At 35.2% G+C, this 26,033-nt stretch carries 17 protein-coding genes; 14 read left to right on the top strand and 3 right to left on the bottom strand.

Annotated elements, in window-relative coordinates; all coding sequences use genetic code 11:
- Positions 1–2: 2 nt before the first annotated feature.
- A complete protein-coding gene (locus BSF41_RS01285) occupies positions 3–884 on the bottom strand; it encodes a pirin family protein (protein ID WP_095927722.1) in 882 nt (293 codons plus the stop codon).
- Between the two features lie 234 nt (positions 885–1,118).
- Positions 1,119–2,219 (bottom strand): DNA alkylation repair protein, encoded by a 1,101-nt coding sequence (locus BSF41_RS01280; protein WP_095927721.1) that lies wholly within the window; start codon positions 2,217–2,219, stop codon positions 1,119–1,121.
- 205 nt (positions 2,220–2,424) lie between these two features.
- Between BSF41_RS01280 and nadC the strand changes: the two genes are divergently transcribed.
- The 7 genes from nadC to priA all read left to right on the top strand — a co-directional run bounded on the left by nadC (position 2,425) and on the right by priA (position 8,695).
- Positions 2,425–3,282, top strand: coding sequence for a carboxylating nicotinate-nucleotide diphosphorylase (gene nadC / locus BSF41_RS01275; RefSeq protein ID WP_095927720.1), 858 nt, complete (start codon positions 2,425–2,427; stop codon positions 3,280–3,282).
- Between the two features lie 80 nt (positions 3,283–3,362).
- Positions 3,363–4,286 (top strand): YihY/virulence factor BrkB family protein, encoded by a 924-nt coding sequence (locus BSF41_RS01270; RefSeq protein ID WP_095927719.1) that lies wholly within the window; start codon positions 3,363–3,365, stop codon positions 4,284–4,286.
- 1 nt (position 4,287) lies between these two features.
- Positions 4,288–4,716, top strand: a complete 429-nt coding sequence (locus tag BSF41_RS01265) for a DUF2147 domain-containing protein (protein WP_095927718.1) — start codon at positions 4,288–4,290, stop codon at positions 4,714–4,716.
- A 10-nt stretch (positions 4,717–4,726) separates the two neighbouring features.
- On the top strand, positions 4,727–5,473 hold the full coding sequence (gene bla-B1-FLAV / locus BSF41_RS01260) for a subclass B1 metallo-beta-lactamase (protein WP_095927717.1): 747 nt from the start codon (positions 4,727–4,729) through the stop codon (positions 5,471–5,473).
- An 80-nt stretch (positions 5,474–5,553) separates the two neighbouring features.
- Positions 5,554–5,790: a hypothetical protein gene (locus BSF41_RS01255; protein ID WP_095927716.1), complete on the top strand. Its 237-nt coding sequence runs from the start codon at positions 5,554–5,556 to the stop codon at positions 5,788–5,790.
- Positions 5,790–6,194 (top strand): type II toxin-antitoxin system VapC family toxin, encoded by a 405-nt coding sequence (locus BSF41_RS01250; protein ID WP_095927715.1) that lies wholly within the window; start codon positions 5,790–5,792, stop codon positions 6,192–6,194. The genes BSF41_RS01255 and BSF41_RS01250 overlap by 1 nt, the downstream gene beginning before the upstream one ends.
- 50 nt (positions 6,195–6,244) lie before the next feature.
- Positions 6,245–8,695: a primosomal protein N' gene (gene priA / locus BSF41_RS01245; RefSeq protein WP_095927714.1), complete on the top strand. Its 2,451-nt coding sequence runs from the start codon at positions 6,245–6,247 to the stop codon at positions 8,693–8,695.
- Positions 8,696–8,704: 9 nt separating this feature from the next.
- Here priA and BSF41_RS01240 read toward each other — a convergent pair whose 3' ends face one another.
- Complete coding sequence (locus BSF41_RS01240) at positions 8,705–9,403, bottom strand: LytTR family DNA-binding domain-containing protein (protein WP_008463025.1); 699 nt, start codon at positions 9,401–9,403, stop codon at positions 8,705–8,707.
- Positions 9,404–9,580: 177 nt separating this feature from the next.
- Between BSF41_RS01240 and rpsF the strand changes: the two genes are divergently transcribed.
- The 7 genes from rpsF to BSF41_RS01205 all read left to right on the top strand — a co-directional run bounded on the left by rpsF (position 9,581) and on the right by BSF41_RS01205 (position 25,854).
- On the top strand, positions 9,581–9,922 hold the full coding sequence (gene rpsF, locus BSF41_RS01235) for a 30S ribosomal protein S6 (RefSeq protein WP_068842999.1): 342 nt from the start codon (positions 9,581–9,583) through the stop codon (positions 9,920–9,922).
- A gap of 5 nt (positions 9,923–9,927) precedes the next feature.
- Positions 9,928–10,224 (top strand): 30S ribosomal protein S18, encoded by a 297-nt coding sequence (gene rpsR / locus BSF41_RS01230; protein ID WP_002987043.1) that lies wholly within the window; start codon positions 9,928–9,930, stop codon positions 10,222–10,224.
- 68 nt (positions 10,225–10,292) lie between these two features.
- Positions 10,293–10,733, top strand: coding sequence for a 50S ribosomal protein L9 (gene rplI, locus BSF41_RS01225; RefSeq protein WP_095927713.1), 441 nt, complete (start codon positions 10,293–10,295; stop codon positions 10,731–10,733).
- Between the two features lie 133 nt (positions 10,734–10,866).
- Positions 10,867–11,340 (top strand): DUF6495 family protein, encoded by a 474-nt coding sequence (locus tag BSF41_RS01220; RefSeq protein WP_095927712.1) that lies wholly within the window; start codon positions 10,867–10,869, stop codon positions 11,338–11,340.
- A 1,172-nt stretch (positions 11,341–12,512) separates the two neighbouring features.
- A complete protein-coding gene (locus BSF41_RS01215; protein ID WP_095927711.1) occupies positions 12,513–22,925 on the top strand; it encodes a gliding motility-associated C-terminal domain-containing protein in 10,413 nt (3,470 codons plus the stop codon).
- 47 nt (positions 22,926–22,972) lie between these two features.
- Positions 22,973–23,905, top strand: coding sequence for a type IX secretion system membrane protein PorP/SprF (locus BSF41_RS01210; RefSeq protein WP_095927710.1), 933 nt, complete (start codon positions 22,973–22,975; stop codon positions 23,903–23,905).
- An 11-nt stretch (positions 23,906–23,916) separates the two neighbouring features.
- The gene (locus BSF41_RS01205; protein ID WP_095927709.1) at positions 23,917–25,854 is read left to right on the top strand and encodes an OmpA family protein; all 1,938 of its coding nucleotides are present in this window, start codon (positions 23,917–23,919) and stop codon (positions 25,852–25,854) included.
- Positions 25,855–26,033: the final 179 nt, after the last annotated feature.

Here is a 26,033-nt window from a genome sequence, read left to right as displayed (position 1 = left end):
ATTTATTTGATTCTTGGTTCTGGTAATGGCACAAATTCAGTTTCTCCTGGAACTTTCGGGAAAGTTTGGTTTGTCCAATCTGTTTTTGCTTTTTCGATGAGGTTTTTGTCAGATGAAACGAAGTTCCAAAAGATAAAATGCTCTTCAGGAAAAGGCTGTCCGCCAAAGATATAAACAGTCGAATTCGCGGCAATTTCGAATTCGCAAAGAGAAGCTTCAGTTGTAATCAGAATTTGTCTTGGATCGTAAGTATGTTCGCCATTTTTAATGCTTCCATCTAAAATATATAAACCGCTTTCGCCAAATAAATGTTCTCCAATATTGATTTTCTTCGCTTCTTTGCTTTTAATTTCAATAAAATAAAGCGGACTATAAACAGGAACTGGAGATTTTTTGCCAAAAGCTTCACCAGCAATTAATTTATACGAAACGCCATCTTCTTCCCAAGCTGGAATATCATCTGCTTCAACGTGCGTAAAATTAGGTTCCATTTGCTCCAATTCTTTTGGAAGCGCGACCCAAATCTGCAATCCGTGAAGCATTTTGTCTGAATGTCTTAGATATTCAGGAGTTCTTTCAGAATGAACTATTCCTTTACCCGCTGTCATCCAGTTTACAGCACCTGGTTTTATTTCTAGTTCCGTCCCTAAACTATCGCGGTGCATAATACTTCCTTCAAACAAAAATGTAAGAGTAGAAAGTCCGATATGCGGATGTGGAGGAACATCCATATTTTCATGATCACTTAAATGCGCAGGTCCCATATGATCGATAAATACAAATGGTCCGACAGCTCTTTTTTCACGGAAAGGCAATAATCGCCCTACCATAAAATTGCCAATATTGGCAGCACGTTCTTCGATAATTAAACTGATATTTGACATGGTATTTTTATTTGATTTGAAAACAAAATTACAGTTGTGATGCGTCTCTGTAACTTAATTTAGATTAAGAAAAGTTGTTTTTGATTTTTTTTGAATTATAAAAGTAAGGAAAATGCTGGATAAGTGAAGCATTTTTTGTCAGACTGAGCGAAGTCGAAGTCACACATGCTGAATCACTTTGCGGGACTTCGAATTCGCTCAGTCTGACAAAACTGATCACAATACTTTTTTTGTTTAATCAATCAATTCAAACTCCAAAACCTCACTCTCAGTTCCATTAATAATAATCGACAACTGATGTGCTCCAGTATGAAAAACTCGCGTCGTAATTAATTTGAAAGATTGATTTCTTTCGATTTTGGTTAATTGATTCGGCTGGTAAATTTTCTCACTGATTTTGAAGACTTTTTTCGCTAAATGCCCTTTTGCTTTTTTATAATGAACCGCATATTCTAAACGGATTGTTTTTGGTTCTTGGTTTTTATTATTTAAATGAAATTGAAACTGCAAATAATCACCAATTTTTACAATTGGCGTTTTAATTTCGAAAGACGAAAGTTCAATATTGGTACTTTCTAAACCATAATGGCCTAAAATTTCAGGATGTCCTTGTTTTAATAAAGTTCGGCAGCCGTGTTTGATGATTCCGTCGGTTTCTTTGCTATGCCCTTTCCATTTATTGGCGATTTCTAATACAATCTGTGGATTATCTTTTGCAATATCATTTAAATTATTGGCAACACTTCTGCGGACATATTCTGAGGGATCATTCTTTAAATTCTCCAAAATTGGAAGAATAGACGAGGGGTCTTTTTTAAGAAACGGAATTGCCATTGCCCAAGGTAATCTTGGGCGAGAACCTTCGCTGGCTAAACGTCTGACGTGATGATTTTCGTGCAATGACCATTGGATCATTTCGTTGATCATTTGTTCTTTATATTTTAAAATAAAAGGACGAACGGCAAATTCGCAGCTTATAAATTGTGTTATGGAAACAAAGGCTTTCACTGAAGTTTCAAAATCATCTAAACCATACATTTCGATATAATCGGCAAAGAAAATGAAAGCCAAATTGCTGTCTGCAAAATTATTTCTCTTTAAATTTTCGATGATTTTATCAATTAAAGAAGTGGCTTCTACGAAATTTTGAGGCATGAATTGATGAAGTACAACTGTAGTATGTTTCATTCGTTCTTTCCATTCTTTTTGAATAAAATCACCTTCATAAATGGTATCGATGAATTTCTTTTTGTTGAATGAAGGATGCACTTCGGCCACAGCTTGACCAAATTTTTCGTAAAAAGAAACCGAGTAAATATCTTTAATTAATCCCATAAATTTTGTTTGATTGAACTTCAAAGATATTTAATTGAACGCTTATTAGTAGATTAAGTTTTGTTAAGAATTGTAACTTTATTTTTCGGAATATCTTAATGGTTAAAAAAGAGATATTTAATGTTTTATGTGATTTTTCATGTTGTCATAACTTTCAAATCCATAAAATATATCCTAATTTAGCATTATTATTAAAAACAGAAAAATGATAAGCAAAGCTCAATTTCAAGCAGAATTAAAACTTTTAATCAGTAATGCCATTAGAGAAGATGTTGGTCCAGGCGATTACAGTTCGCTGGCTTGTATTCCTGATACAGCACACGGTCAGGCTAAATTATTGGTAAAAGATCAAGGGATAATTGCTGGTGTTGAATTGGCTAAAATGATATTTGAGCATGTAGATCCGAAGCTGAAAGTGAAAACTTTTATCGAAGATGGAACGCGTGTAGAGTATGGCGAAATTGTTTTTGAAGTTTCTGGGAGCTCGCAATCTATACTAAAAGCAGAAAGAGTTGTTTTAAATACTATGCAGAGAATGTCTGCAATTGCAACAAAAACAAACCATTTAATGCAGCTTTTGGAAGGGACAAATGCAAAAATATTAGATACACGTAAAACAACTCCAAATTTTAGAGTTGCAGAAAAATGGGCTGTAAAAATTGGCGGAGGAGAAAATCATCGTTACGCTTTGTATGATATGATTATGTTGAAAGACAATCATATCGATTTTGCTGGTGGAATTACTCGCGCTATTTCTAAAACTAAAGAATATTTAAAGGAAAATAATCTGGATTTAAAGATTATTGTTGAAGCCCGCAATCTAGATGAAATTAGAGAAATTTTATTGAGTGATGGTGTTCATAGAATTCTAATTGATAACTTTAATTATGAAGATACCAAAACGGCTGTTGCTTTAATTGGTACAAAATGTCAGACAGAATCTTCAGGAAATATTAGCGAAAAAACAGTTCGCGAATATGCTTTGTGCGGTGTAAATTATATTTCGTCTGGAGCTTTAACACATTCTGTTTATAATATGGATTTGAGTTTGAAAGCGTTTTAAGGAAGTTGTAAGTTTTGAGTTATAAGTTATGAGTTTTGTAAATCTAAAATCAGAACTCTGAAATCTAAAATCAAAAAAATATGTCGCAAGAGATAGAAGATCGGATTGAGAAACTGCCTGTGGTGCGGACTTTAGCCCGACTTTTGAAGAAAATAAAACTGCCTTGGCTGGAAGGATTTTCATTGTACGATTTATTAGAAATGTACACCATCGGGATTATTGATGGCGCTTTTTCGTATCATGCAAGTGCGGTTTCTTTTAGCTTTTTTATGGCTTTATTTCCTTTTGCGCTGTTTATCTTAAACTTAATTCCGTTTATTCCTATAGACAATTTTCAGGAAGATTTTTTGCAGTTTGTGCAACAGAGTGTTCCTCCGAATACGTTTGATGCTATTAGTAAAATCATCAGCGATATCTTAAATAATAGTCACTCAGGATTGTTATCGTCAGGTTTTTTGCTTTCGATATTCTTAATGGCAAATGGTATTAATGGAATTCTAAGCGGTTTTGAATCTTCCAAACATGTTTTTGATAAACGCGGTTTTTTTAGACAATATCTAGTTGCGCTAGCGATCTCTATTGTTATGACTGTTATTCTGTTTGTAACAGTGGCAACAATTGTGGTTTTCGAGGTATTTATTCAAAAAACGATAATTCAGGATGTACTGAGTGATAGAATTCCGTTGATCATTTTAGGAAGATATCTGTTTGTTGTTTTAATGATCTTGATAACATCTTCAATATTATTGCGTTATGGTACAAAACAGTATAATAAAGTGCCTTTTATAAGCATTGGTTCTGTTTTTACAACGGTCTTAATTGTTATATCTTCATTCTTTTTTGGGATTTGGGTTATAAAATTTTCAAAATACAATGAACTTTATGGTTCAATTGGGACATTATTAATTCTAATGTTTTATATTTGGATAAACTGTATGATTCTGCTTTTAGGGTTCGAATTGAATGCTTCTATCAGAAAATTAAAACAAAAAAAAGAAAAATAATATGAAAAATTTGATGCTAACTATCGGAGTGTTCTTCTTTGCGCTGACCATGCAAAGTCAAAGTGTAATTGGAAAATGGAAAACAATTGACGATGAAACAGGAGAAGCTAAATCTATAGTAGAAATCTATGAGAAATCAGGAAAAATATATGGTAAAGTAGTAGATATCCTTCGCGACAGCCGCAAAAAAGATGTTTGTGTAAAGTGTGATGGAGCCGAAAAAAATAAGCCAATTTTAGGTATGGTAATCATAAATGGTCTTAAGAAAGATGGTTCAGAGTATAATGGAGGAACAATTTTGGATCCTACAAGCGGTAAAAAGTATAAATGTTATGTTACTTTAGAATCTGCAGACAAATTAAAACTTCGCGGTTATGTTGGGATTTCTTTGATGGGAAGAACGCAATATTGGACCAGAGTAAAAAACTAATTAAAATATAATGCGAAAAATTGCTTCAATAATTTTATTCTTAGTTATAGTTTCAAATAGCTTTGGACAATCTAAGAACTCGCCATTACAAATAAGTCATCTTACGGGTGACTTTTATGTTTATAAAACTTTTAACGAATACAAAGGGGTAAAGATTTCTGCTAATGCTATGTATGTCGTTACAAAAGAAGGTGTTGTTCTTTTTGATGCTCCATGGGATAAAACGCAGTTTCAGCCTTTATTGGATAGTATTGAAGCAAAACACAATAAAAAGGTAGTAATGGTTTTTGCAACGCATTCGCATGAAGATCGTGCGGGTGGATTGGATTTTTATAGAAAAAAAGGAATTAAAACCTACTCAAGTAAATTGACAGACGAAATCCTTAAAGCGAATAATGAAGGAAGAGCAGAATTTGTAATTTCAGATGATGCGACTTTTACAGTGGGACAATATAATTTTGAAGTATATTATCCAGGTAAAGGTCATGCGCCAGATAATATTGTGGTTTGGTTTGGGAGAGAGAAAATTCTTTATGGAGGTTGTTTTATAAAGAGTGTTGAAGCACAAGATTTAGGATATTTAGGCGATGCTGATGTTAAGGAATGGAAGAAATCCATAAAAAAAGTTCAGTCAAAATTTAAGAATCCGAAGTTTGTTATTCCAGGGCACGATGGAGGAACGGCAAATGAATCCGTAAGGCATACTTTAAAGCTGGTAGATGAGTATTTGTCTCAAAATTCTCTAGGAAAAAAGTAGCTTTTTCAGATGATGGTTTTTATATGCTTTGAGTTGAAAAATAGTTTAATTTTGTATTTAAAATAGTTAAGAGGGATAAAATGACTGTAACGGATAAAAATATATTGGAAACTTATTCAGGTTTGTTTGAAGGGCTTAGCTTTTCTAACAAGATTGAATTAATAGAAAGACTGACAAAGTCAATAAAAGGGAACAAGTCAAAAGAAAATAATTTTTATAAATCTTTTGGTGCATTTGCATCTGAAAAATCCGCTGAAGAAATTGTTTCTGAAATAAAATCTAATAGAAACTTTAAAAACAAAGAAATTAAGTTTTAATGGGATATTTATTAGATACAAGTATTTGTATTTTCTTTTTGAGAGGAAAGTTAAACCTTGACAAAATGGTGAAAGAAGTAGGTTTAGAAAACTGCTATATTTCAGAAATTACTGTTGCTGAACTTCGTTTTGGAGCTGAAAATAGTGATGATCCTAAAAAATCTAATAAATCGGTTGATATTTTTTTAAATGGATTAACTATAATTCCAATTTTCGGGTCAATTAAAAGATATGCTGTTGAGAAAGTCAGACTTCGAAAGCTTGGAAAACCTATTAATGACGAATTTGATCTTTTAATTGGTGTAACTGCAGTAGAAAACCAATTAATTTTGGTTACCGACAATGTTAAGGATTTTAAGCTTTTAGACGGAATTCAAATGGAAAACTGGTTTGAAAGAAGTTAACTGTGGTTTTTTATTCTTTAAACCTTTTCCAATACTTATAAAATATCTGCATGCATTTCATCGAAGTCATTTTACCGCTTTCATTAGCTAAGACATTTACATACCGAATTTCTGAAGCCGAATTTCATTTCATAAAAAAAGGAATGCGTGTTGCGGTACCATTTGGTAAAAGTAAAATATATACAGCGCTTGTTCTTGATGTTCATGAAAATGCTCCAACATTATACGAAGCTAAAGAAATCCATCAAATTTTAGATGAAGTACCCATTGCGACCGAAATCCAGATTAAACATTGGCTTTGGGTTGCAAATTATTATATGTGCGGAATTGGAGATGTGTATCGAGGCGCATTTCCGAGTGGATTATTGTTGGAAAGTGAAACAATCATTTCGCATAAACCTGATGTTGTGGTAAATGACAGCGAACTTTCTGATGATGAATTCTTGATTTATGAAGCACTACATCATCAAAGTTCATTAAAGATTCAGGAGATTACTTCGATTTTAAATAAAAAGAATATACTTCCGATTCTGCAAAAGCTAATCGCGAAAGATATTATTTTTTTGGATGAAGAAATAAAAGAAACATACAAGCCAAAATTGGTTCGATATGTTAAATTGCATTCAAAATACGAATCGGATAACGGCTTGGCTGAATTACTCGAAGTACTGAAAAGCGCTAATAAACAGAAAGAAATTGTTTTAACGTATTTTCAGTTGAATGCTTCGGAGAAAAAGCCTATTACGGTCAAAAAACTTACGGAAGTTTCAAATGTAACAGCATCAGTTGTAAAGGCTTTAGTTGAGAAGGAAATTTTCGAAGAATATTATTTGCAGCACGATCGTGTTACATTTAATGGAGAGGTATCAGATAAAGAATTACAGCTTAGTGAGGCTCAGGAAAATGCTTTTTCTGGAATCAAAAATAGTTTTTTGGAGAAAGAGGTTTGTCTGCTTCATGGTGTGACTTCTAGCGGAAAGACTGAGATTTATATCAAGTTAATTGAAGAGTATTTAGAAACAGGAAAACAGGTTTTGTATCTTTTGCCAGAAATTGCTCTTACCACACAGTTGGTTTCGAGACTGCGTTTTCATTTTGGAGACAAAGTAGCTGTTTTTCATTCCAAATACAGTAATAATGAAAGAGTTGAGGTTTGGAGGCAAACGCTTGAAAATTCTCCAAAAGCACAAATTGTAATTGGAGCAAGATCGGCTTTGTTTTTGCCTTTTAATGATTTAGGATTATTAATTGTTGACGAAGAGCACGAGCAGACTTTTAAGCAGACAGATCCTGCACCAAGATACCATGCCAGAGATGCTGCAATTGTTTTGGCTAATTTTCATAAAGCAAAAGTGTTATTGGGTTCTGCAACGCCTAGCATTGAAACCTATTTTAATACCCAAAATGATAAATACGGATTGGTAACACTTTCTGAACGTTACAAAAATGTCCGTTTGCCTGAAGTCCTTTTAGTTGATTTAAAAGACAAGCATTTCAGAAAAAAAATGACGGGACATTTTAGCGATCTTTTAATCGAAGAAATTGCAGAATCGATGTCATTAGGAGAGCAAGTTATTTTGTTTCAAAATAGAAGAGGATATTCGCCTATAATAGAATGTTTGACTTGCGGACACGTTCCGCATTGCCAGCAATGCGATGTAAGTTTGACTTATCATAAACATAAGAACCAATTGCGATGCCATTATTGCGGTTATTCTATAGCAAAACCTACAAATTGCCATAACTGCTCCAGTATTGATTTAACTACAAAAGGATTTGGAACTGAGCAGATAGAGCAGGAGCTGACTTCACTTTTTCCGAAAGCAAAAACAGCTCGAATGGATCAAGATACTACTCGAGGTAAATTTGGTTTTGAAAAAATAATCGATACGTTTAAAAATCGCGAAATTGATATTTTGGTGGGTACGCAAATGCTGGCCAAAGGACTTGATTTTGATAATGTAGGTTTAGTCGGAATCATGAATGCGGATAATATGCTCCATCATCCAGATTTTAGAGCTTTTGAACGTAGTTTTCAAATGATGACGCAAGTTGCGGGAAGAGCAGGTAGGTCAGAAAAACAAGGAAAAGTTGTCATTCAAACTTACAATCCGAATCATAATACAATTCAACAAGTTACAAACCATAATTATATAGGTATGTATAAAGAACAGTTGTATGATAGGCAAATCTATAGATATCCGCCTTATTTCAGGATTATTAAGCTTACGCTAAAGCATAAAGATTTTGATAAATTGAAGGAAGGGGCTATGTGGCTGTATCAAGTTTTAAGTCAGAACTTAGGAATGCCTGTTTTAGGGCCAGAAGAGCCAGCGATAAGCAGAATACGAAATGAATATATTAGAACTATTTTAATAAAGATTCCGCATAATCTTCATTTAGGAAACACAAAAAAAACTATTCAGAAAATGCTGAATAGTTTTGAAGCGGTGGCTCAATACAGAGCTATAAAAGTTGTAGTAAACGTTGATTTTTATTAAAGTGGCAATTTAAGAAGAAGTTGAAAGAGCTTTTACTAGATCTTCTTTTTTATTGCGACTTAGCGGTATTTTGGTAATGCCTATTTCGGCAAATTTGCTGTTGAAACGTTCCACCTTATCGATATTAATAATATACGATTTGTGAACACGAATAAATTTGTCTTTCGATAAATCATTTTCAAAAGACTTCATCGTAGAAAGAACCAAATTGCTGTCGTCTTCGGTTACTACTCTTACGTAATCTCCAAAAGCTTCAATCCATTTTATTTTTGAAGTGAAGATTTTAAGTTTTTTTAGATTACTTTTGATGAATATATGTTCGCCTTCTTCTTCTTTGATATCCTTTTTAAGCAAATGCATATCAATTGCTCTCTTTACCGAGGCATTAAAACGATCTACTGCAATAGGTTTCTGAAGATAGTCGGTAGCGTCATAGTCGAAAGCTTTGAGGGCATATTCGGCCTTAGATGTAATAAATATAATTTGCGGTTTTGATTTTAATCCGTCAAGAAAATCAAATCCGTTAATAACTGGCATTTCTATATCAAGAAATATTAAGTCAATATTATTTAATGAGATACAACTTTTTGCTTCAATTGCATTAGAAAAATCCCCGATTAAATGCAAGCCTGGGTGATTATTGACCAATTTGGCAATAATTGTCCTTTGTATAGAACTATCATCTACAACAACACAGTTTAGTTTCATAACATTTATATTTAGAATAAATTCAGGATAGCAGTAGTAAATGTATTATTTTTTTGTAAAAAAAACTAAGGTTGAGGCATCTTTTTTGCATTATGACGAATAAAAGAAAAAAAATGTTGGATATGTAAATTAAATGCTTACTTTTGCACCCAATTTTAACAAATAAAATTTTTATTTATGAATCATTATGAAACTGTTTTCATTTTAAATCCCGTTTTATCTGAGGTTCAGGTGAAGGAAACAGTAACGAAATTTGAAGAATTTCTTACTAGTAGAGGAGCTGAAATGGTATCGAAAGAGGATTGGGGTCTTAAAAAAATGGCTTACGAAATCCAAAACAAAAAAAGTGGTTTTTACCATTTATTCGAATTCAAAGTAGCTGGAGAAGTTCTTTTAGCTTTTGAAACTGAATTCAGACGTGATGAAAGAGTTATGCGTTTCTTAACTGTAAGTTTAGACAAACATGCTATTTCATGGGCTGAGAGAAGAAGAGCAAAATTAAAATCTACTAAAGCGTAATTATTATGTCTACAATCGAGCAATCTGCAAAAGGAAAAAAAGACGGAGATATCAGATATTTAACGCCTTTAAACATTGAAACTAACAAAACTAAAAAGTATTGCCGTTTCAAAAAATCAGGAATCAAATACATCGATTATAAAGATGCTGATTTCTTATTGAAATTCGTTAACGAGCAAGGAAAAATTCTTCCACGTCGTTTAACTGGAACTTCATTAAAATACCAAAGAAAAGTTTCTGTAGCTGTAAAAAGAGCTCGTCACTTAGCTTTAATGCCATACGTGGCCGATTTATTAAAATAGTATAAAAAAATCTAGTCGCTGGTTTCTGTTTGATCAGAACCTAACTTCTAAAATATAAGGACAACAACATGGAAATTATTTTAAAACAAGACGTACAAAACCTAGGGTTTAAAGATGATGTAGTATCTGTAAAACCTGGTTACGGTCGTAACTTTTTAATTCCTCAAGGTTTTGCTACTTTAGCAACTCCTTCTGCTAAAAAAGTTTTAGCTGAAAACCTAAAACAAAGAGCACACAAAGAAGCTAAAGTTGTAGCTGATGCTAAAGCAATAGCTGAAACTTTAAAAGCTCTTGAAATTAAACTTACTGCAAAAGCTGGTGGAGAGAAACTTTTTGGTTCTATCACTAACATCGATATTGCTGCAGCTTTAGAGAAATCTGGTAATGCTATCGATAGAAAATTCATCACTAGCGGTGTTGTAAAACGTTTAGGTAAATACAATGCTACAGTTCGTTTACACAGAGATGTAATCGTTGAATTAGCTTACGAAATTGTTGCTGAAAAGTAATAGTTTTTAGATCTATACAAAAATCCCGATGAAAGTCGGGATTTTTTTGTTTAAGACAAGATTAATAGTAATAATTAGACTTATGGCTGTTGGCTTAGAGCTCACAGCGTAAAGCATAAAGCCTAAAAAAGAAATGAAATACGCAAGATTAACAAAAGAGCAGTTTGACGAATTACATGCTGAATTTGCAAGTTTTTTGGCAACACAAACAATAGATAGAAAAGAGTGGGAAGAGCTTAAGGTCAATAAGCCAGAAGTTGCTGAACAGGAACTTGATGTTTTTTCAGATTTGATTTGGGAAGGCGTATTAGGTAGAGCAGAATATTTGGAACATTTTTCTAAAAGCCATATTTTTCTATTTCATTGTTTTGATACTTATATTAAGTCAATTGTTTTGAAAACTTTTTCTCCAGAGGTAGACTTTTTGACTAAAGAGGGGCTTCAATGGTTAAGCGATAATATGTTTACAGACAATATTGAAATGAAAGTTGGAAAGAAAGTGTTTACAGAGGAACGTAATTCTTCGATCTTTGAATTGATTAAACAAGGTGCTTTTTTAAGTGACGGACAGTTGTTTAATCAAATTAATACAATTATAGAATCTTAAAATAATTTTTATAAGGTTTTTAATAAGGCAGACAGTTGTTAGCAATTGTCTGCTTTTTTTTTTGTTTTTTAACTTTTGTTTAATCTTTTTAAAAGTTTTAACCCCGTATTTCTACTTGTTTTTTTAAAACCCTTCATCTTTTTTAGATTTTTAATTTTCGTGAAACAGTTTTGTAGCAATTGGTCTTCAATACGGATAGTTTTGTCGATAAAATTATTTAAAATGTAAGATTATTCTTTGTTTAAATCGATTTAACATATTTTGTTTAATATTTTGTTTAATGTGAAATTTATAAGCTAATTATGTTAAAAGTAGCTATTTTCTTGATGTTTTGATGTGTCTATAATTTTTAAATTAAAGTTTTATGAATAAATTATAAGAATTTTATGTTTGTTTTATGTTTTTGTTTTTCCTAATTTTAGGTAACAAAAGTTAAACAAAATTTTTCTTTTGGTTTTCAAGACATACTGGTTAGAAAATTATATGCCATGTTGTTAAGATTGAAAATTGAGAAATTATACCACAACCTAATAAGTCTGCGTATGGAATTGACAATTACTTTCTTTATCAAATTTACTTTAATCGTACATTTTGTTTTAGTTTTATTTTTTAACCTATTTCGCTTACTTCGTTTCAACGATAAATTTGATCGTTACCCAATACTTAATTTTTTTTCAAAAGTGTTACATTTTAGTTTGCTGTCTTTTAATTACCCCATTTGGCGGGCTAATTATGAGGGAGAATAATTTTATTGGATATAAATAGATTCGAACTAGTTTTTTACAGCTAGTTAATTTTAGAAAAGATTAATCAACTTTCTGAAAAAAATGAATCAACATATATAAAGAACCCCAGTTCTACTTTCAACTAAAATTTTCATTATGAAAATTAGGCCTGCAACAAATCACTCCTCTTGGAAAATTGATTACAATCATTTTTCCTCTAAAAATGCAGAACTTATTTTGTCTCACAGAGATAGAATTTGTTCTACGGTATACTTTGATATGCCGAATTCAACATAATTTTTTTTATTAAAACAGAAATTAGCAGCTTTTTTATAGGCTACTATTGTTTGTTTTAACTGTTTGATTTTTAACTGATTGTTTAATTGCGTAGGTGCTTGCACTTACTGCAAGAGGTGTTTTATTGTCCATTTTCTAATCTTCCAAATTATGAAAAAAAAATTTACTTTTTGTAGTCTCAATCCTCAAATGAGATTATTAGGACTTTTAACGTTATTCTTTATATGCACTAATGCATTCTCTCAGACTATTTGTAGACCTGTGTCTCAGACAAATAGTGCAGGGGGAGGGCTTTTGTGTTTAGGAGTAGATGTTAATAGTCCTGCCAATGCTTTTGATAGCGCTGGCTTATCCACTTATGCAACCTTAACAAATGGTGTTGCAGTACTTGGATGTTTTGCAGAAGAAACATTGACCTTAAATCAAACGGCTCGAGCCGGTGACCAAGTTGCGATATACTTTGGTACAGGCAACGGATTGCTTGATCTAACCTTGTTATCAAATGCAACAGTTCAAGCTAAAAATTCTGGAGCCAATGTAGGTTCAAGTGTGGCTTTAAATAGTCCGCTTTTGAATTTGAATTTGCTAAGCGGCAATACGGTTGCTGTTGCAAAATTCCCTATTACGGGTGACACCAACCAAATTCAAATTCAAGTTGGTGGAGGCCTTTTAAGTCTTTTGGTAAGCTTAAGAGTCTATGATGTTAGGTTAGAATTTGCACAACCAACTGTATCTGGAGGTTTATCCCAGACAGTTTGTGCGGGAGTTCCAACCACTCTTACAGCAACACCTGCAGCGGGTACTTCGCTGGCATGGTATAGTTCTGAATTTTCTACAACAGCTTTGGCAGTAGGAAATACGTATACAACTCCTGCTTTAGCAGCAAATACAACATATTATATAGGAATAACTAGAGCTGCAGGCTGCGAAGGAAATGTTCGTGTACCTGTGGTCTTGAATGTTTCTAATCCATTGATTCCGGGAATTAGTAATGTTGGAACAACAGTTTGTTCTACAGGTGCAACTCAGCAAACAACTTTATCGGTTGTAAATGTGGCTCCGGGAACAACTTACAACTGGTACTCTTCGGCAACTGGTGGTCCTGCTTTAGCTAGTGGAACTACCTATTCGCCAACAGTACCATTAGGAACTACTCAATTCTTTGTGGAGGCTGCCATTGGCAGCTGTGTTAGTTCTCGTACGCCAGTTAGTGTTGTTTCTACAGCCGTTCCAATAACTCCGACAGTTTTAACGCAAAGTGTGACTATTCAATCTGGTCAGAATGCAACGTTAAATGCATCGACTACAGAGGTAGGAGCGCAATTAAACTGGTATGAAACTTCAACTGGAGGAACAGCTGTTGCAACAAATACAGCCACCTTTACAACACCAATTTTAACAGCTACTAAAACGTATTACGTTGAAGCACAAAGCCCAAACGGAAATTGTGTTAGCGCGACGAGAGTACCAGTTACCGTAACGGTTCAGCCAGCAGCTTTAGGCGGATGTCTTGAAGCCAGCAGTCAGGTAACTTCTCAAGTTGGTGTATGTTTATTGTGTAATGCTACAAATCCGAATTTTTCTGTAGACGGAAATCCTGCAACTGCAACAAGACTTACTCTTCCTGCCAATGTATTAGGATCTATGCAGCAAACATTACAATTTACAAATCCAGGAAAAGCTGGTGATATTGTAGATGTTGACTTAGAATTGCCAGGAGGTTTAGCAGATGTTCAGTTGTTAAGCGCGATTAGTTTAGCAACTTATAATGGTGCGACTTATAATAATGATAGAGTTACGATTAATAATCCTCTTATTACTTTACAGTTATTAAGTGGTACTAGATATAGAGCAAGCGTTACGGCTGGTGCAAATTTTGACCGTGTTGAAGTTCGTTTAGGAGGTGTGCTTGGTCTTTTAACTAATTTGGATATTTACCAAGCGGCCTATAGATATAAAGCTCCAGTTGTTTCTGGAAATACTACAATTTGCAGTGGACAAACAGCCACTTTAAATGCTAATCTGGCTTTAGGCGAAACTATTAGATGGTATGATGCTTTAACTGGCGGAAATTTATTAAGCAGTACAGCTTCTTTTACAACTCCAGCCTTGACAGCTAATGCAACTTATTATGTTGAATTAACTCGTAATGGTTGCGTTAATAGTGTAAGAAATCCTTTTACTGTTACAGTCGATAGTCCAGTGGCGCCAACAGCGATTTCTACTGTTCCTGCAAATTTATGTAGCGGAGAAACGACAACAATAACAATTCAATCTCCAGTTGCAGGCACAACGTATAATTGGTATGATGCTGCTACAGGAGGAACTTTGGTATTTACAGGAACTTCTTTTGTAACTCCAAATCTAACTGTTCCAACTACTTATTATATTGAAGCAGTAATTGGAACTTGTTTAAGTGCTCGTACAGCGGTAAATGTAAATGTAAATCCTAGACCAGCGGCACCAGTCCCTGTATCTTCTAGCGTTATTATTCAGTCAGGCCAGAATGTACAGCTGTCTGTTGTAAGTAGCCCTGGAGTTTCTTATTTATGGTATGATGCGCCGACAGCAGGAAATCTTTTGCAAGGTTCTGGTAGTAATACTTATATACCTAATCCGGTTTTAACGGCAAATAAAACATTTTATGTTGAAGCTGTAAATACGGCATCAGATTGTAGAAGTACTTCAAGAGCTGCTATAAATGTGATCGTAACCAATACAGTTAGCACTTGTTTGCAACCAAGTACACAAGCCATAACGGTTGACCCTGGTTTATTATGTGTTCTATGTAATGGTGTGAACGGACCTAACGCTGTTGACGGAAATCCAAATACATTTTCTTCTTTGACAATAACTGCGGGAGTACTTAATTCATACATACAACAACAACTAAATTTTCTAACACCTGGTCAGGCGGGGGATATTATTGATGTTGAATTAGAATTACCAGGCGGTCTTGCTGATATTGCATTGCTGGGATCTGTAAGCATTGGAACTTCTTTAGCAGGAGTTGAAAACCCAGGCAGACTTGCAGTAAACAATAGTTTATTGAACTTACAGGTATTATCAGGAAACAAATTCAAAGTTAGTTACCCAACAACTACTGCATTCGATAGAGTGGATATTAGATTGGGAGCATTGGTTGGTTTATTGACAACTGTAAACATTTATGGAGCTTCTTATAGATTTCCAAATGCCACAATAACTGGAGCAGCGGTACCAATTTGTGCTGGTCAAACAGCTAATTTATCTGCAACTTCAACAGGAGGAGAAACCTTTCAATGGTATGATTCTCCAACTTTAGGAAATGTTGTAAGCGTAGCTCCAACAGCTCCATTAACAACTACAACTACATACTACTTAGAAGCAACACGAGGAGGTTGTGTTAACAGCTTACGCCAAGCGGTTACTGTTAATGTTTTACCAATTCCGACTGCGGCAAATATTTTAATTACAAGTCCAGTTGAAGCTACTTGTTCTGGAGAGGCAGTTTTAACTCCATCTTCTGATATTGCTGGTGTTCAGTTTAAGTATTATAGAGATCAGAATAAAGTAACAGAAATTGTAGATGGAAGTGTAGATGGAAGCATAACATTTGCAAAAGATCCTATTACTGGTGTTCTTTCATTAACTGGTTTAACAACTTTAAATTCTCCTTACAATTTATATATATCTGCAGTTAATGGAGGTACTTGTGAGAATGTGAATGGAGATTTAAAACTAGTAACGGTTAATTTTCCTTCAACAACACCTTTAACGGTTATCACTACTCCATTAGTAGCCTGTGGTAGCGCCAATTTGGCTAATGCGATCACAAATTTTGATTCAGCAGCTACTTATACTTTTTATGATCCTTTAAACAATGTAATGACCGCCGATGCTGCTGCAAATGTAACAGTAAGTGGTATTTATTCTATACAAGCACAGGGCGCGACAAGCACTTGCCCGTCAGCTAGACAATCTGTGACCGTAACAATTAATGCGGTACCAACTTTAGTGGTGACTAATCCGCAAGAATCTGTAAATGTTGGAGCTGATGTTGCGTTAAATGCTACTTCTACAGGAACTGTAACATGGTTTAATCCACAAGGTGTTGCGCTTGCAGGTCCTCCATTTACAACAGGTTCTTTAAATGTTCCGGGAGTTTACACCTACACGGCTGTTGCAACTTTAGGAACTTGTAGTGTTACTGCAACTAAGGTAATCAATGTGATAGATCTTACTAGCTGTCAAAACTTGACAGAACGAGTTTATGCATCAGGAGAAAGTGAAGGCTTTATACTTACTGGGAGTGTTTCAAACAATGCAAATGCAATTGATGGAAATCCTCAGACATTCTCAACAATTACTACAGGTTTAGGACTTTTAGGAATTGGCACAACATGGCAGAATTTAACTTGGTCAGCTCCTATTACTAAAGGTACTCCTGTTACAGTTAAATTAGGATCTGAATATAGTTTGTTGGCTGTCGGAGAGAACTTATCGGTAGTAGGAACTATTGGAGGTAATCTTATTGGAGCAATGCAGCCTGTGTCGGGATCGCTATTAAAACTAATTTCAGGAGACAATACTTATGAGTTTACTTTTGTTCCTTCAGATGCATCAGGTCCGCAAGATTATGATGGTATTCGTATTGTATCTTCTTCAATTTTAAGTCTTGCTCAAAATACAAAAGTATTTGAAGCTCATTATAATAAACCAGTTACTGCTGTAACTTGTACTCCAGGAGATATTCAGGATATTTTTTATGGCGCTACAGATATAAACCTTCCTATAGGTGCGGCAACTGCTTTAATAGGTGTAAGTGATGCTTGGAATGTTGCTGATAATGACGTAACAACTTTTGCTACAATGTATAGTGGAGTTGGAGTTGCGGCAGCAGCAGATTTAACGGTGCAATTTAAAACACCTTCTGTTCTTAGTGATACTTTAAGAATTGTGGTTTCAAAACCAGGCAGTCTTTTAAGCGTGAATCTGCTTACAGGATTCTCAATTCAGCGTTATTTAGGAAATGTGGCAGTTGGTGCTCCAATTCAAAATACAAGTACATTATTGAGTATAAAATTATTGCCAGGAAATTCTTTGGCAATGGTATTAGTGTCTTCTCCAACAGAGATTTATGATAGAGTTAGAATTCGTTTAGGAGGTGTTGCTGGAGTATTAGATTTCTTAAGAGTTCATACTGTAGAAAGAACAGCTAACACCACCGTTATTGGAGCAGATCCGCAGAATAAAATTACGGTCTGTCCGGGCAGCGAAATTGAACTCGAGATTCCTGAAGTCGCCTGTTCGACCTATCGATGGTACGATGCAGAGACAGGAGGGAACTTGGTGGCTAGCGGACCTACTTTTACGCTACCAGATAATTTAACTGCAGGTATTTACAAATATTATATACAACCAGTACGTTATGGTTGTGAAAATTATGCAAGAGGAGAAGTTACTGTTGAAGTAAAAGCTTCTGCCCCAGTAAATGCTTTAACAGATATTACGTTAAACGGAGGAACAGCAACATCAATTTGTTCTGCTTCTGGAACTGTAATTTTAGCAACAGGTTTAAGCGGAACTCCTGTTTTAACAAATCCTGTATACCATTGGTATAGTTTTAATGGAACAACAAGTCAGTTAATTCCTGGTGAACTAACTGCACAGTTGATAGTAAACGGATTGGCTCCGGGAACTTATACTTATTTCGTTGGAGTGAGTTCAGATGAATTGTGTGAAACTGCAGCAGCAGATAGAAAACAAATCACATTCACAATTTTGCCTCCTTCAATAGGAAGTGATATTTTGGTTGATGATGTAACGGTTTGCCCAGGCTTATCAGCATCATTAACTCCGACTGCACCAGCATTAACTAGCTCAGTATTTACTTGGTATTTAGACGCTGCTAAAACGCAACCAATTACAAATGGCGCTGTAATAGCAGGGGTTACTTATGCAATAGATGGGGCTGGTGTTTTAACTGCTACAGGTTTAACAAAAGCAGTAAGTCCGATAACCTATTATGTAGCGGTTTCAAGCACTAATACGTGTGAAAATTTAGCAGGAACATTACAAGATGCAGTAATTATAGTTAGCGATCCAAATACGCCAACAACTACAAACGATACTCAGAATTTCTGTTTATCTTCTGCGTCTACAGTTGCAAATATTCAAGTAAACGAGAGCAATGTTATTTGGTATGATGCAGCGATAGGTGGAAATGTAATTGCCTCAACAACTCCTTTAGTAAGCAGAATTTACTACGGAGCAGCTACAGATGCACTTACAGGCTGTGAAAGTTCAGTGAGATTGGAAGTAACAGTAAATGTAAACGATCCAGGAACACCTACATTAGTAACAGCAGGAGTACAAAATTTCTGTCAGGTAGATCAGCCTACATTTGCCAGCATTCAGACTAATGAAACTAATATTATCTGGTATACGGCTTTAACAGGTGGAACATTGATTCCATCTACTACAGCTTTAACCACAGGACAGTATTTTGCAGCGATCTCAGATCCAGCAACAGGTTGCGAAAGCGCTTCAAGATTAACAGTCGATGTAATTGTAAGCGATCCAGGAACTCCAACGTTGGTGACAGCAGGAACACAAACTTTCTGTAAAGAAGATCTTCCTACATTTGCCAGCATTCAGACGAATGAAACTAACATTGTGTGGTATACAGCTATAACAGGCGGAACATTAATTCCATCTACTACGGCTCTAACTACAGGACAGTATTTTGCAGCAATCTCAGACCCAACAACAGGTTGTGAAAGCGCTACAAGATTAACAGTTGATGTAATTGTAAATGACCCAGGAACTCCAACATTAGTAACAGCAGGTACGCAAAACTTCTGTTTGGCAAATGCTCCTACGTTTGCAAGCATCCAGACGAATGAAACTAACATTGTTTGGTATACGGCTTTAACAGGCGGAACATTGATTCCAGCTACTACGGCTCTGACAACTGGCCAGTATTTTGCATCAATCTCAGATCCATTAACAGGCTGTGAAAGCGCTTCAAGATTAACAGTTGATGTAATTGTAAACGATCCAGGAACACCGATTTTAGTAACAGCAGGAACACAAAACTTCTGTTTGGCTAATGCGCCGACTTTTGCAAGTGTTCAGTTTAATCAAACAAATATCGTTTGGTATACAGCTTTAACAGGCGGAACATTGATTCCATCTACTACAGCTCTGACAACTGGCCAATATTTTGCGGCGATTAGCGATCCGACAACAGGATGTGAAAGTGCTGCAAGATTAACAGTTGATGTAATTGTAAGCGATCCAGGAACTCCAACGTTGGTAACAGTAGGAACACAAACTTTCTGTAAAGAAGATCTTCCAACATTTGCAAGTATCCAGACGAATGAAACTAACATTGTGTGGTATACAGCTATAACAGGCGGAACATTGATTCCATCTACTACGGCTCTGACAACAGGCCAATATTTTGCAGCAATCTCTGACCCAGCGACAGGCTGCGAAAGTGCTGCGAGATTAACGGTAGATGTGATTGTAAATGATCCAGGAACGCCAACTTTGGTGACTGCAGGAACTCAAAACTTCTGTTTGGCAAATGCTCCTACGTTTGCAAGTATTCAGACAAATGAAACTAATATTGTTTGGTATACAGCTATAACAGGCGGAACATTGATTCCATCAACAACAGCTTTGACAACAGGACAATATTTTGCGTCAATTTCAGATCCAACAACAGGTTGCGAGAGTGCTACAAGATTAACAGTTGATGTAATTGTAAACGATCCAGGAACGCCAACTTTAGTAACAGCAGGAACGCAAAACTTCTGTTTGGCTAATGCTCCGACATTTGCAAGCGTTCAGTTTAATCAAGCAAATATTGTTTGGTATACAGCTTTAACAGGTGGGACAGTAATTGCTCCAACAACAGCTTTAACAACAGGCCAATATTTTGCTGCAATTTCAGACCCAGCAACAGGCTGTGAAAGTGCTGCGAGATTAACAGTTGATGTGATTGTAAGTGATCCGGGAACTCCGACTTTAGTAACAGCAGGAACACAAACCTTCTGTTTGGCTAATGCTCCAACATTTGCAAGCATCCAAACTAATGAAACTAATATTGTCTGGTACACAGCTTTAATAGGTGGGACAGCAATTGCTCCTACAACAGCTTTAACAACAGGCCAATATTTTGCTGCAATTTCAGACCCAGCAACAGGCTGCGAAAGTGCTGCGAGATTAACAGTTGATGTGATTGTAAATGATCCGGGAACACCAACATTAGTAACAGCAGGCACGCAAAACTTCTGTTTGGTTAATGCTCCGACATTTGCAAGCATCCAAACTAATGAAACTAATATTGTTTGGTACACAGCTTTAACAGGTGGGACAGTAATTGCTCCAACTACAGCTTTAACAACAGGACAGTATTTTGCAGCGATCTTAGATCCAGCAACAGGCTGCGAAAGCGCTTCAAGATTAACAGTTGATGTAATTGTAAACGATCCGGGAACACCGACTTTAGTAACAGCAGGAACACAAAACTTCTGTTTGGTTAATGCGCCGACTTTTGCAAGTGTTGAGTTTAATCAAACAAATATTGTTTGGTATACAGCTTTAGCAGGTGGAACAGTAATTGCGCCAACAACAGCTTTAACGACAGGCCAGTATTTTGCAGCAATTTTAGATCCTGTAACAGGATGCGAAAGCGCTTCAAGATTAACAGTTGATGTAAATGTGACTGACCCCGCAACACCAACAACAACTGCTGCTGCACAAACTTTCTGTACAGGAACAAATCCTACAGTTGCTAATATTCAAGTGAATGAAAGTAATGTAGTTTGGTACACAACTCAAACAGGAGGAACTGCTTTAGCAGCGACAACTACGCTAACTACAACAACTTATTTCGGAGCAATTAAAGATCCAGTAACAGGTTGCGAAAGCAGTGTTAGATTGCAAGTGGCTGTAACAGTTGGTAATACATTAAATCCAACGACAAATAGTACAGCACAGACTTTCTGTTCTGCAAATGCTCCGACTATTGCCAATATTCAGGTAAACGAAAGCAATGTAACATGGTTTACAGCAGCAACAGGAGGAACAGCAATTCCAGCAGGAACGGCGCTTACTTCAGGAATTTATTTCGGAAATATAGTTGATCCATCAGGATGTGAAAGCTCAACTCGTCTTCAGGTGACTGTTACCGTAGTTAATCCAAGTCCAACACCGACTACAGCTAACACAACACAAAACTTCTGTACTTTAAATTCGCCAACAGTGGCAAATATTCAAGTAAACGAAGCAAATGTTGTTTGGTATAGCACAGCTACAGGTGGAACAGCAATTGCGCCAACAACAGCTCTTGTAACAGGTACATATTATGGTGCAGTTTCAAGTGCTATTGGATGCGAAAATCCAGCTAGATTAGCTGTTACGGTAAATGTAAATTCGCCAAGCGTAATTACAACGCCAAGAACTACACAAACATTCTGTTTATCAGCTTTGCCAACATTGGCTAGTATTTTTGTAAACGAAACAAATGTAGTTTGGTACGCATCTGCAACTGGCGGAACAGCATTAGCAAATACAACTCCGCTTACAGCAACCACTTATTATGCAGGAGCATTGACTAATACATTTAACGGTTGTGATAACGGACCAAGATTAGGAGTTACAATTGCATTCGAAAATGATGCTGCAGTTCAGCTTGCTACTACAGATGATACTCCTTGTGTATTCAAAGGTGTAACGTATTCAATTGCAAATGGTAAATCTAATTATGTATGGACTATTAATGGAGGTACAATTGTTTCAGGCGGTGGTACAAACGATGGTTCTGTAACAGTTTCTTGGTCAGATATTGGTCCAGGAAAAGTAACTGTGGCTTATGTTAATAATTGCGACGAAAGAACAATTAAAACGTTAGATGTTACTGTTGCAAGCTGTTCAGATTTAACTATTACGCATACTGTAGATAATCCAACTCCGAACTTTGGAGATAAAGTAACGTTTACGATTACAGTAAACAATGTAGGTGAAGGAGATTTCATCAATACTATTGTGAGTGATTTGCTTCCTAGCGGTTTACAATTGGTAAGCTCTTCGGCAACTGCAGGAACATACGATCCAGCAACACAGCTTTGGACCATCCCAACATTAACGGCAGGTCAAAGTGTAGTATTGACAGTTGTTGCAGAAGTATTATCAAGCGGAAACTACACTAGTGTTGCTACCGTTGAAATTTCGACTCCTTTAGATGTTGATGCATCAAACAATTCAGCTTCGGTTACAATAGAACCAATTTGTCTAACTGTCTACAATGAGTTTACTCCAAACAATGATGGTAAAAACGATTTGTTCAGAATTGACTGTATTGAGTCTTATCCAAACAACGAACTGAAAGTATTTAACAGATACGGAGCATTAGTGTATAGTAAAACACGTTATGAAAATGATTGGAACGGTACAGCAAATGTATCCGGTGTAGTTAATAGAGGAGATATGCTGCCAACAGGTACTTATTTTTATGTGATAACCATTGGAGATGGAACGGTTAAAAAAGGCTGGTTGTCTATTATGAGATAATCCACTTCTATTAATCATCTAATTAATTAAACTAAATAAGTATCGTTATGAAACTATATATAAAATCATTAGAAACATATTTCATTTTAATATGTTCTTTTATTACGGTTTGCGCTTCGGCACAACAAGATCCCGAATATACCCAGTATATGTACAATACTATGGCGGTAAATCCAGCGTATGCTGGATCTACCGGAACCATAGAAGCAGCACTTTTGTATCGTTCTCAATGGGTCGGAATGCCTGGAGCTCCAGAAACACAATCTTTCTCTATTCATGCTCCTCTTAGAAATGAAAAATTAGGAGTAGGTCTAAGTATTGTAAATGATAAAATCGGACCTTCCAACGAACTGTATCTTGATGGAAACTTCTCTTATTCATTACCTCTCGGATATGAAAAAAGATTAGCTTTTGGTATAAAAGCCGGTACGAGAATGTTAAACATCGATTGGTCTAAAGGAAGATATTACGATGATGATGATGTTTTGTTAAATCAGAACATTAACAATCAGATGAAACTAGCTGTAGGAGCGGGTATTTACTACTATACAGAAAAATGGTATGTAGGATTCTCTATTCCAAGTTTTATTCAGAATGATTACTATGACGATGTAAAAGAATCTATAGATTATGATCGTTTGCACTACTATTTAATGGGGGGATATGTTTTTGATTTGAATCCAAATTTGAAATTTAAACCAGCATTTTTAGTAAAAGCCGTAAGTGGAGCACCGCTTACCGCAGATATATCAGCAAATTTCATGATTCAAGAAAAGTTTGTTATAGGAGGAGCGTATCGAACAGATGATTCGATAAGCATACTGGCAGGTTTTCAAATATCACCAAGTTTCTATCTTGGATATGCTTTTGATTATACTGTAAGCCAATTGAATAAATACAATGATGGTTCACACGAGATCATCTTGCGTTATCAATTTGTGAAAAACCAAAGCAAAATTAAATCTCCTCGATTCTTCTAAAAACAAAACTTATGAGAAAACTATATATCCTATGTTTAATTTTGAGCGTTACGTTTAGTTTCGCTCAAAAAACTAACTTAAAGAAAGCTGATGCTTTGTTTAAAAACTTCTCTTATTTGGATGCTTCCAAAGCTTACGAAGAATGTTTGCAAAACATAAAAGATCCATCAGCACAGACTTTGAAGAACGCGGCAGATTCCTACTATTTTATTTCTGATTCTAGAAATGCTCTTAAGTGGTATAGAAAATTGTATGAAATTCAAGGAAATAATCTGACTGATATTTACTACCTGCGTTATATCCAATCTATGAAAGCAGTTATGGATTATGATGAGGCAGATAAAATCACAAAAGAATATCTAGATAAAAAAGGTGATAAAGTAGAGATTAATAAATATGTTGCCCAAAAGAAATATATGGACAGCGTTGCAAAAGCAAAACCGCTTTACACCATTAAAAATTTGGATATCAATACCAGCAAATCAGATTTTGGAGCCACATTTTTTAAAGATAATGTAGTATTTACGTCAGCTCGTGATACAACAAAGTTTAGTGAAAAATTGTATACCTGGAACAATCAGCCTTTTCTTAATTTGTACATTGCAGAAAGAAATCCGGCAGACGGAAGTTTATTCAACGAGACGGTTTTTCTTCCAAACGTAATGACCAAATATCATGAAGCTACGGCAAGTTTTGATAGTAAAGGAAGTACTATTTATTATTCGACCAATATTGTAAAGAAAAATAAATTGGTTGTTGATGAGGCCAGAGTAAACAATTTCCAGATTGTCAAAGGATCAATTGTCAATAATAAATTAGAAAATCCTCAAAAAGTATTTTTTGATAGCGACGATTATTCTGTTGGACATCCATCATTAAGCGAAGACGGACAATTGCTTTTCTTTGCTTCAGACATGCCTGGAGGTCAAGGCGAAACAGATTTGTACATGGTGAAAATTGCGGCCGACGGAACCATGAGTTCTCCTCAAAATCTAGGATCTAATATTAATACGATTGGTAACGAAGTATTTCCATTTTACCAAAACGGAGTTTTATACTTTTCGTCTGATGGACATTATGGCTGGGGTGATTTAGATGTTTATGAAAGTAAACTTTTACCCGATGGAACATTTTCTATCCCAAGAAATCTTGGAGCTCCTATCAATAGTAACAAAGATGATTTTTCTTTTATAATTGATAGAACAGATGCTTATGGCTATTTTTCTTCCAACAGAGCAGGAGGAAAGGGCGATGATGATATTTACTCTTTTGTAAAAGGAAAACCAGTTTGCAACCAAAGTATTTCTGGAATGGCTATCGATCATAAAACAAAAAAGCCTTTAACAGATGTTACGATAATGGCGTATAACTCTTTTAGTGAAGTTCTGGGCGAAACCAAAACAAACTTTGACGGAAAATATGCTATTGAAGTTCCTTGCAACAAAGTGGTAAAAATGATTGCCGCAAAACAAAATTACAGTAGTGATGATAAAACAGTAGAAACAACTGGTGAAAATGGTGGCGAAATAAAAGATGTAAATTTTGAATTGAGCAATTATGATGACTTAGTTGTTAAAAAACAAGGAGTTGAAAAAGTGGATGTAAATCCAATTTACTTCGATTATGACAAGTACGACATTACACCAAAAGCTGTAGAAGAATTGTCTAAAGTGGTCTTCATTATGCAGAAATTTCCAAACATCAGAATCAAAATTGAATCGCATACCGATTCACGCGGAAAGGATTCGTACAACTTGAAACTTTCAGATAATAGAGCAAAATCAACTCGAGATTATATCCTTTCTCAAGGCATAGATGCTTCTAGAATTGAAAGTGCAATTGGTTACGGAGAAACCCGATTAATCAACAGATGTAAAAATGGTGTAAAATGTTCTGAAGAGGAGCATGTGCTAAATAGACGTTCAGATTTTATCATTATTCAAAAATAGTTCTATATTTGTACTGTAAAGTATTGATTTTCAGTTAAAAATATAAAACGTCGAAACCATTTGGAAGTTGGTTTTTTTAATTCTTTTTTAAGAATAATGGACAAGGAGGAAATCAGACTGCATGGATTTGCAGTCTGATTTTTGATTTTTTAAAACTTTTATTTTTTCTGCATTTGAAC

It is taken from the genome of Flavobacterium sp. ACN2 (assembly GCF_002303885.1).
In the GTDB taxonomy this organism is placed as follows: Bacteria; Bacteroidota; Bacteroidia; order Flavobacteriales; family Flavobacteriaceae; genus Flavobacterium.
Note: the sequence above shows the minus strand (reverse complement) of the source record. Positions and strands in the feature narration are given on the sequence as shown.

What these genes read in the sequence shown, in the direction of transcription:
- BSF41_RS01285 (WP_095927722.1), bottom strand. Translation starts at nt 884, where the DNA reads ATGTCAAATATCAGTTTAATTATCGAAGAACGTGCTGCCAATATTGGC.
- BSF41_RS01280 (WP_095927721.1), bottom strand. Translation starts at nt 2,219, where the DNA reads ATGGGATTAATTAAAGATATTTACTCGGTTTCTTTTTACGAAAAATTT.
- nadC (WP_095927720.1), top strand. Translation starts at nt 2,425, where the DNA reads ATGATAAGCAAAGCTCAATTTCAAGCAGAATTAAAACTTTTAATCAGT.
- BSF41_RS01270 (WP_095927719.1), top strand. Translation starts at nt 3,363, where the DNA reads ATGTCGCAAGAGATAGAAGATCGGATTGAGAAACTGCCTGTGGTGCGG.
- BSF41_RS01265 (WP_095927718.1), top strand. Translation starts at nt 4,288, where the DNA reads ATGAAAAATTTGATGCTAACTATCGGAGTGTTCTTCTTTGCGCTGACC.
- bla-B1-FLAV (WP_095927717.1), top strand. Translation starts at nt 4,727, where the DNA reads ATGCGAAAAATTGCTTCAATAATTTTATTCTTAGTTATAGTTTCAAAT.
- BSF41_RS01255 (WP_095927716.1), top strand. Translation starts at nt 5,554, where the DNA reads ATGACTGTAACGGATAAAAATATATTGGAAACTTATTCAGGTTTGTTT.
- BSF41_RS01250 (WP_095927715.1), top strand. Translation starts at nt 5,790, where the DNA reads ATGGGATATTTATTAGATACAAGTATTTGTATTTTCTTTTTGAGAGGA.
- priA (WP_095927714.1), top strand. Translation starts at nt 6,245, where the DNA reads ATGCATTTCATCGAAGTCATTTTACCGCTTTCATTAGCTAAGACATTT.
- BSF41_RS01240 (WP_008463025.1), bottom strand. Translation starts at nt 9,403, where the DNA reads ATGAAACTAAACTGTGTTGTTGTAGATGATAGTTCTATACAAAGGACA.
- rpsF (WP_068842999.1), top strand. Translation starts at nt 9,581, where the DNA reads ATGAATCATTATGAAACTGTTTTCATTTTAAATCCCGTTTTATCTGAG.
- rpsR (WP_002987043.1), top strand. Translation starts at nt 9,928, where the DNA reads ATGTCTACAATCGAGCAATCTGCAAAAGGAAAAAAAGACGGAGATATC.
- rplI (WP_095927713.1), top strand. Translation starts at nt 10,293, where the DNA reads ATGGAAATTATTTTAAAACAAGACGTACAAAACCTAGGGTTTAAAGAT.
- BSF41_RS01220 (WP_095927712.1), top strand. Translation starts at nt 10,867, where the DNA reads ATGAAATACGCAAGATTAACAAAAGAGCAGTTTGACGAATTACATGCT.
- BSF41_RS01215 (WP_095927711.1), top strand. Translation starts at nt 12,513, where the DNA reads ATGAAAAAAAAATTTACTTTTTGTAGTCTCAATCCTCAAATGAGATTA.
- BSF41_RS01210 (WP_095927710.1), top strand. Translation starts at nt 22,973, where the DNA reads ATGAAACTATATATAAAATCATTAGAAACATATTTCATTTTAATATGT.
- BSF41_RS01205 (WP_095927709.1), top strand. Translation starts at nt 23,917, where the DNA reads ATGAGAAAACTATATATCCTATGTTTAATTTTGAGCGTTACGTTTAGT.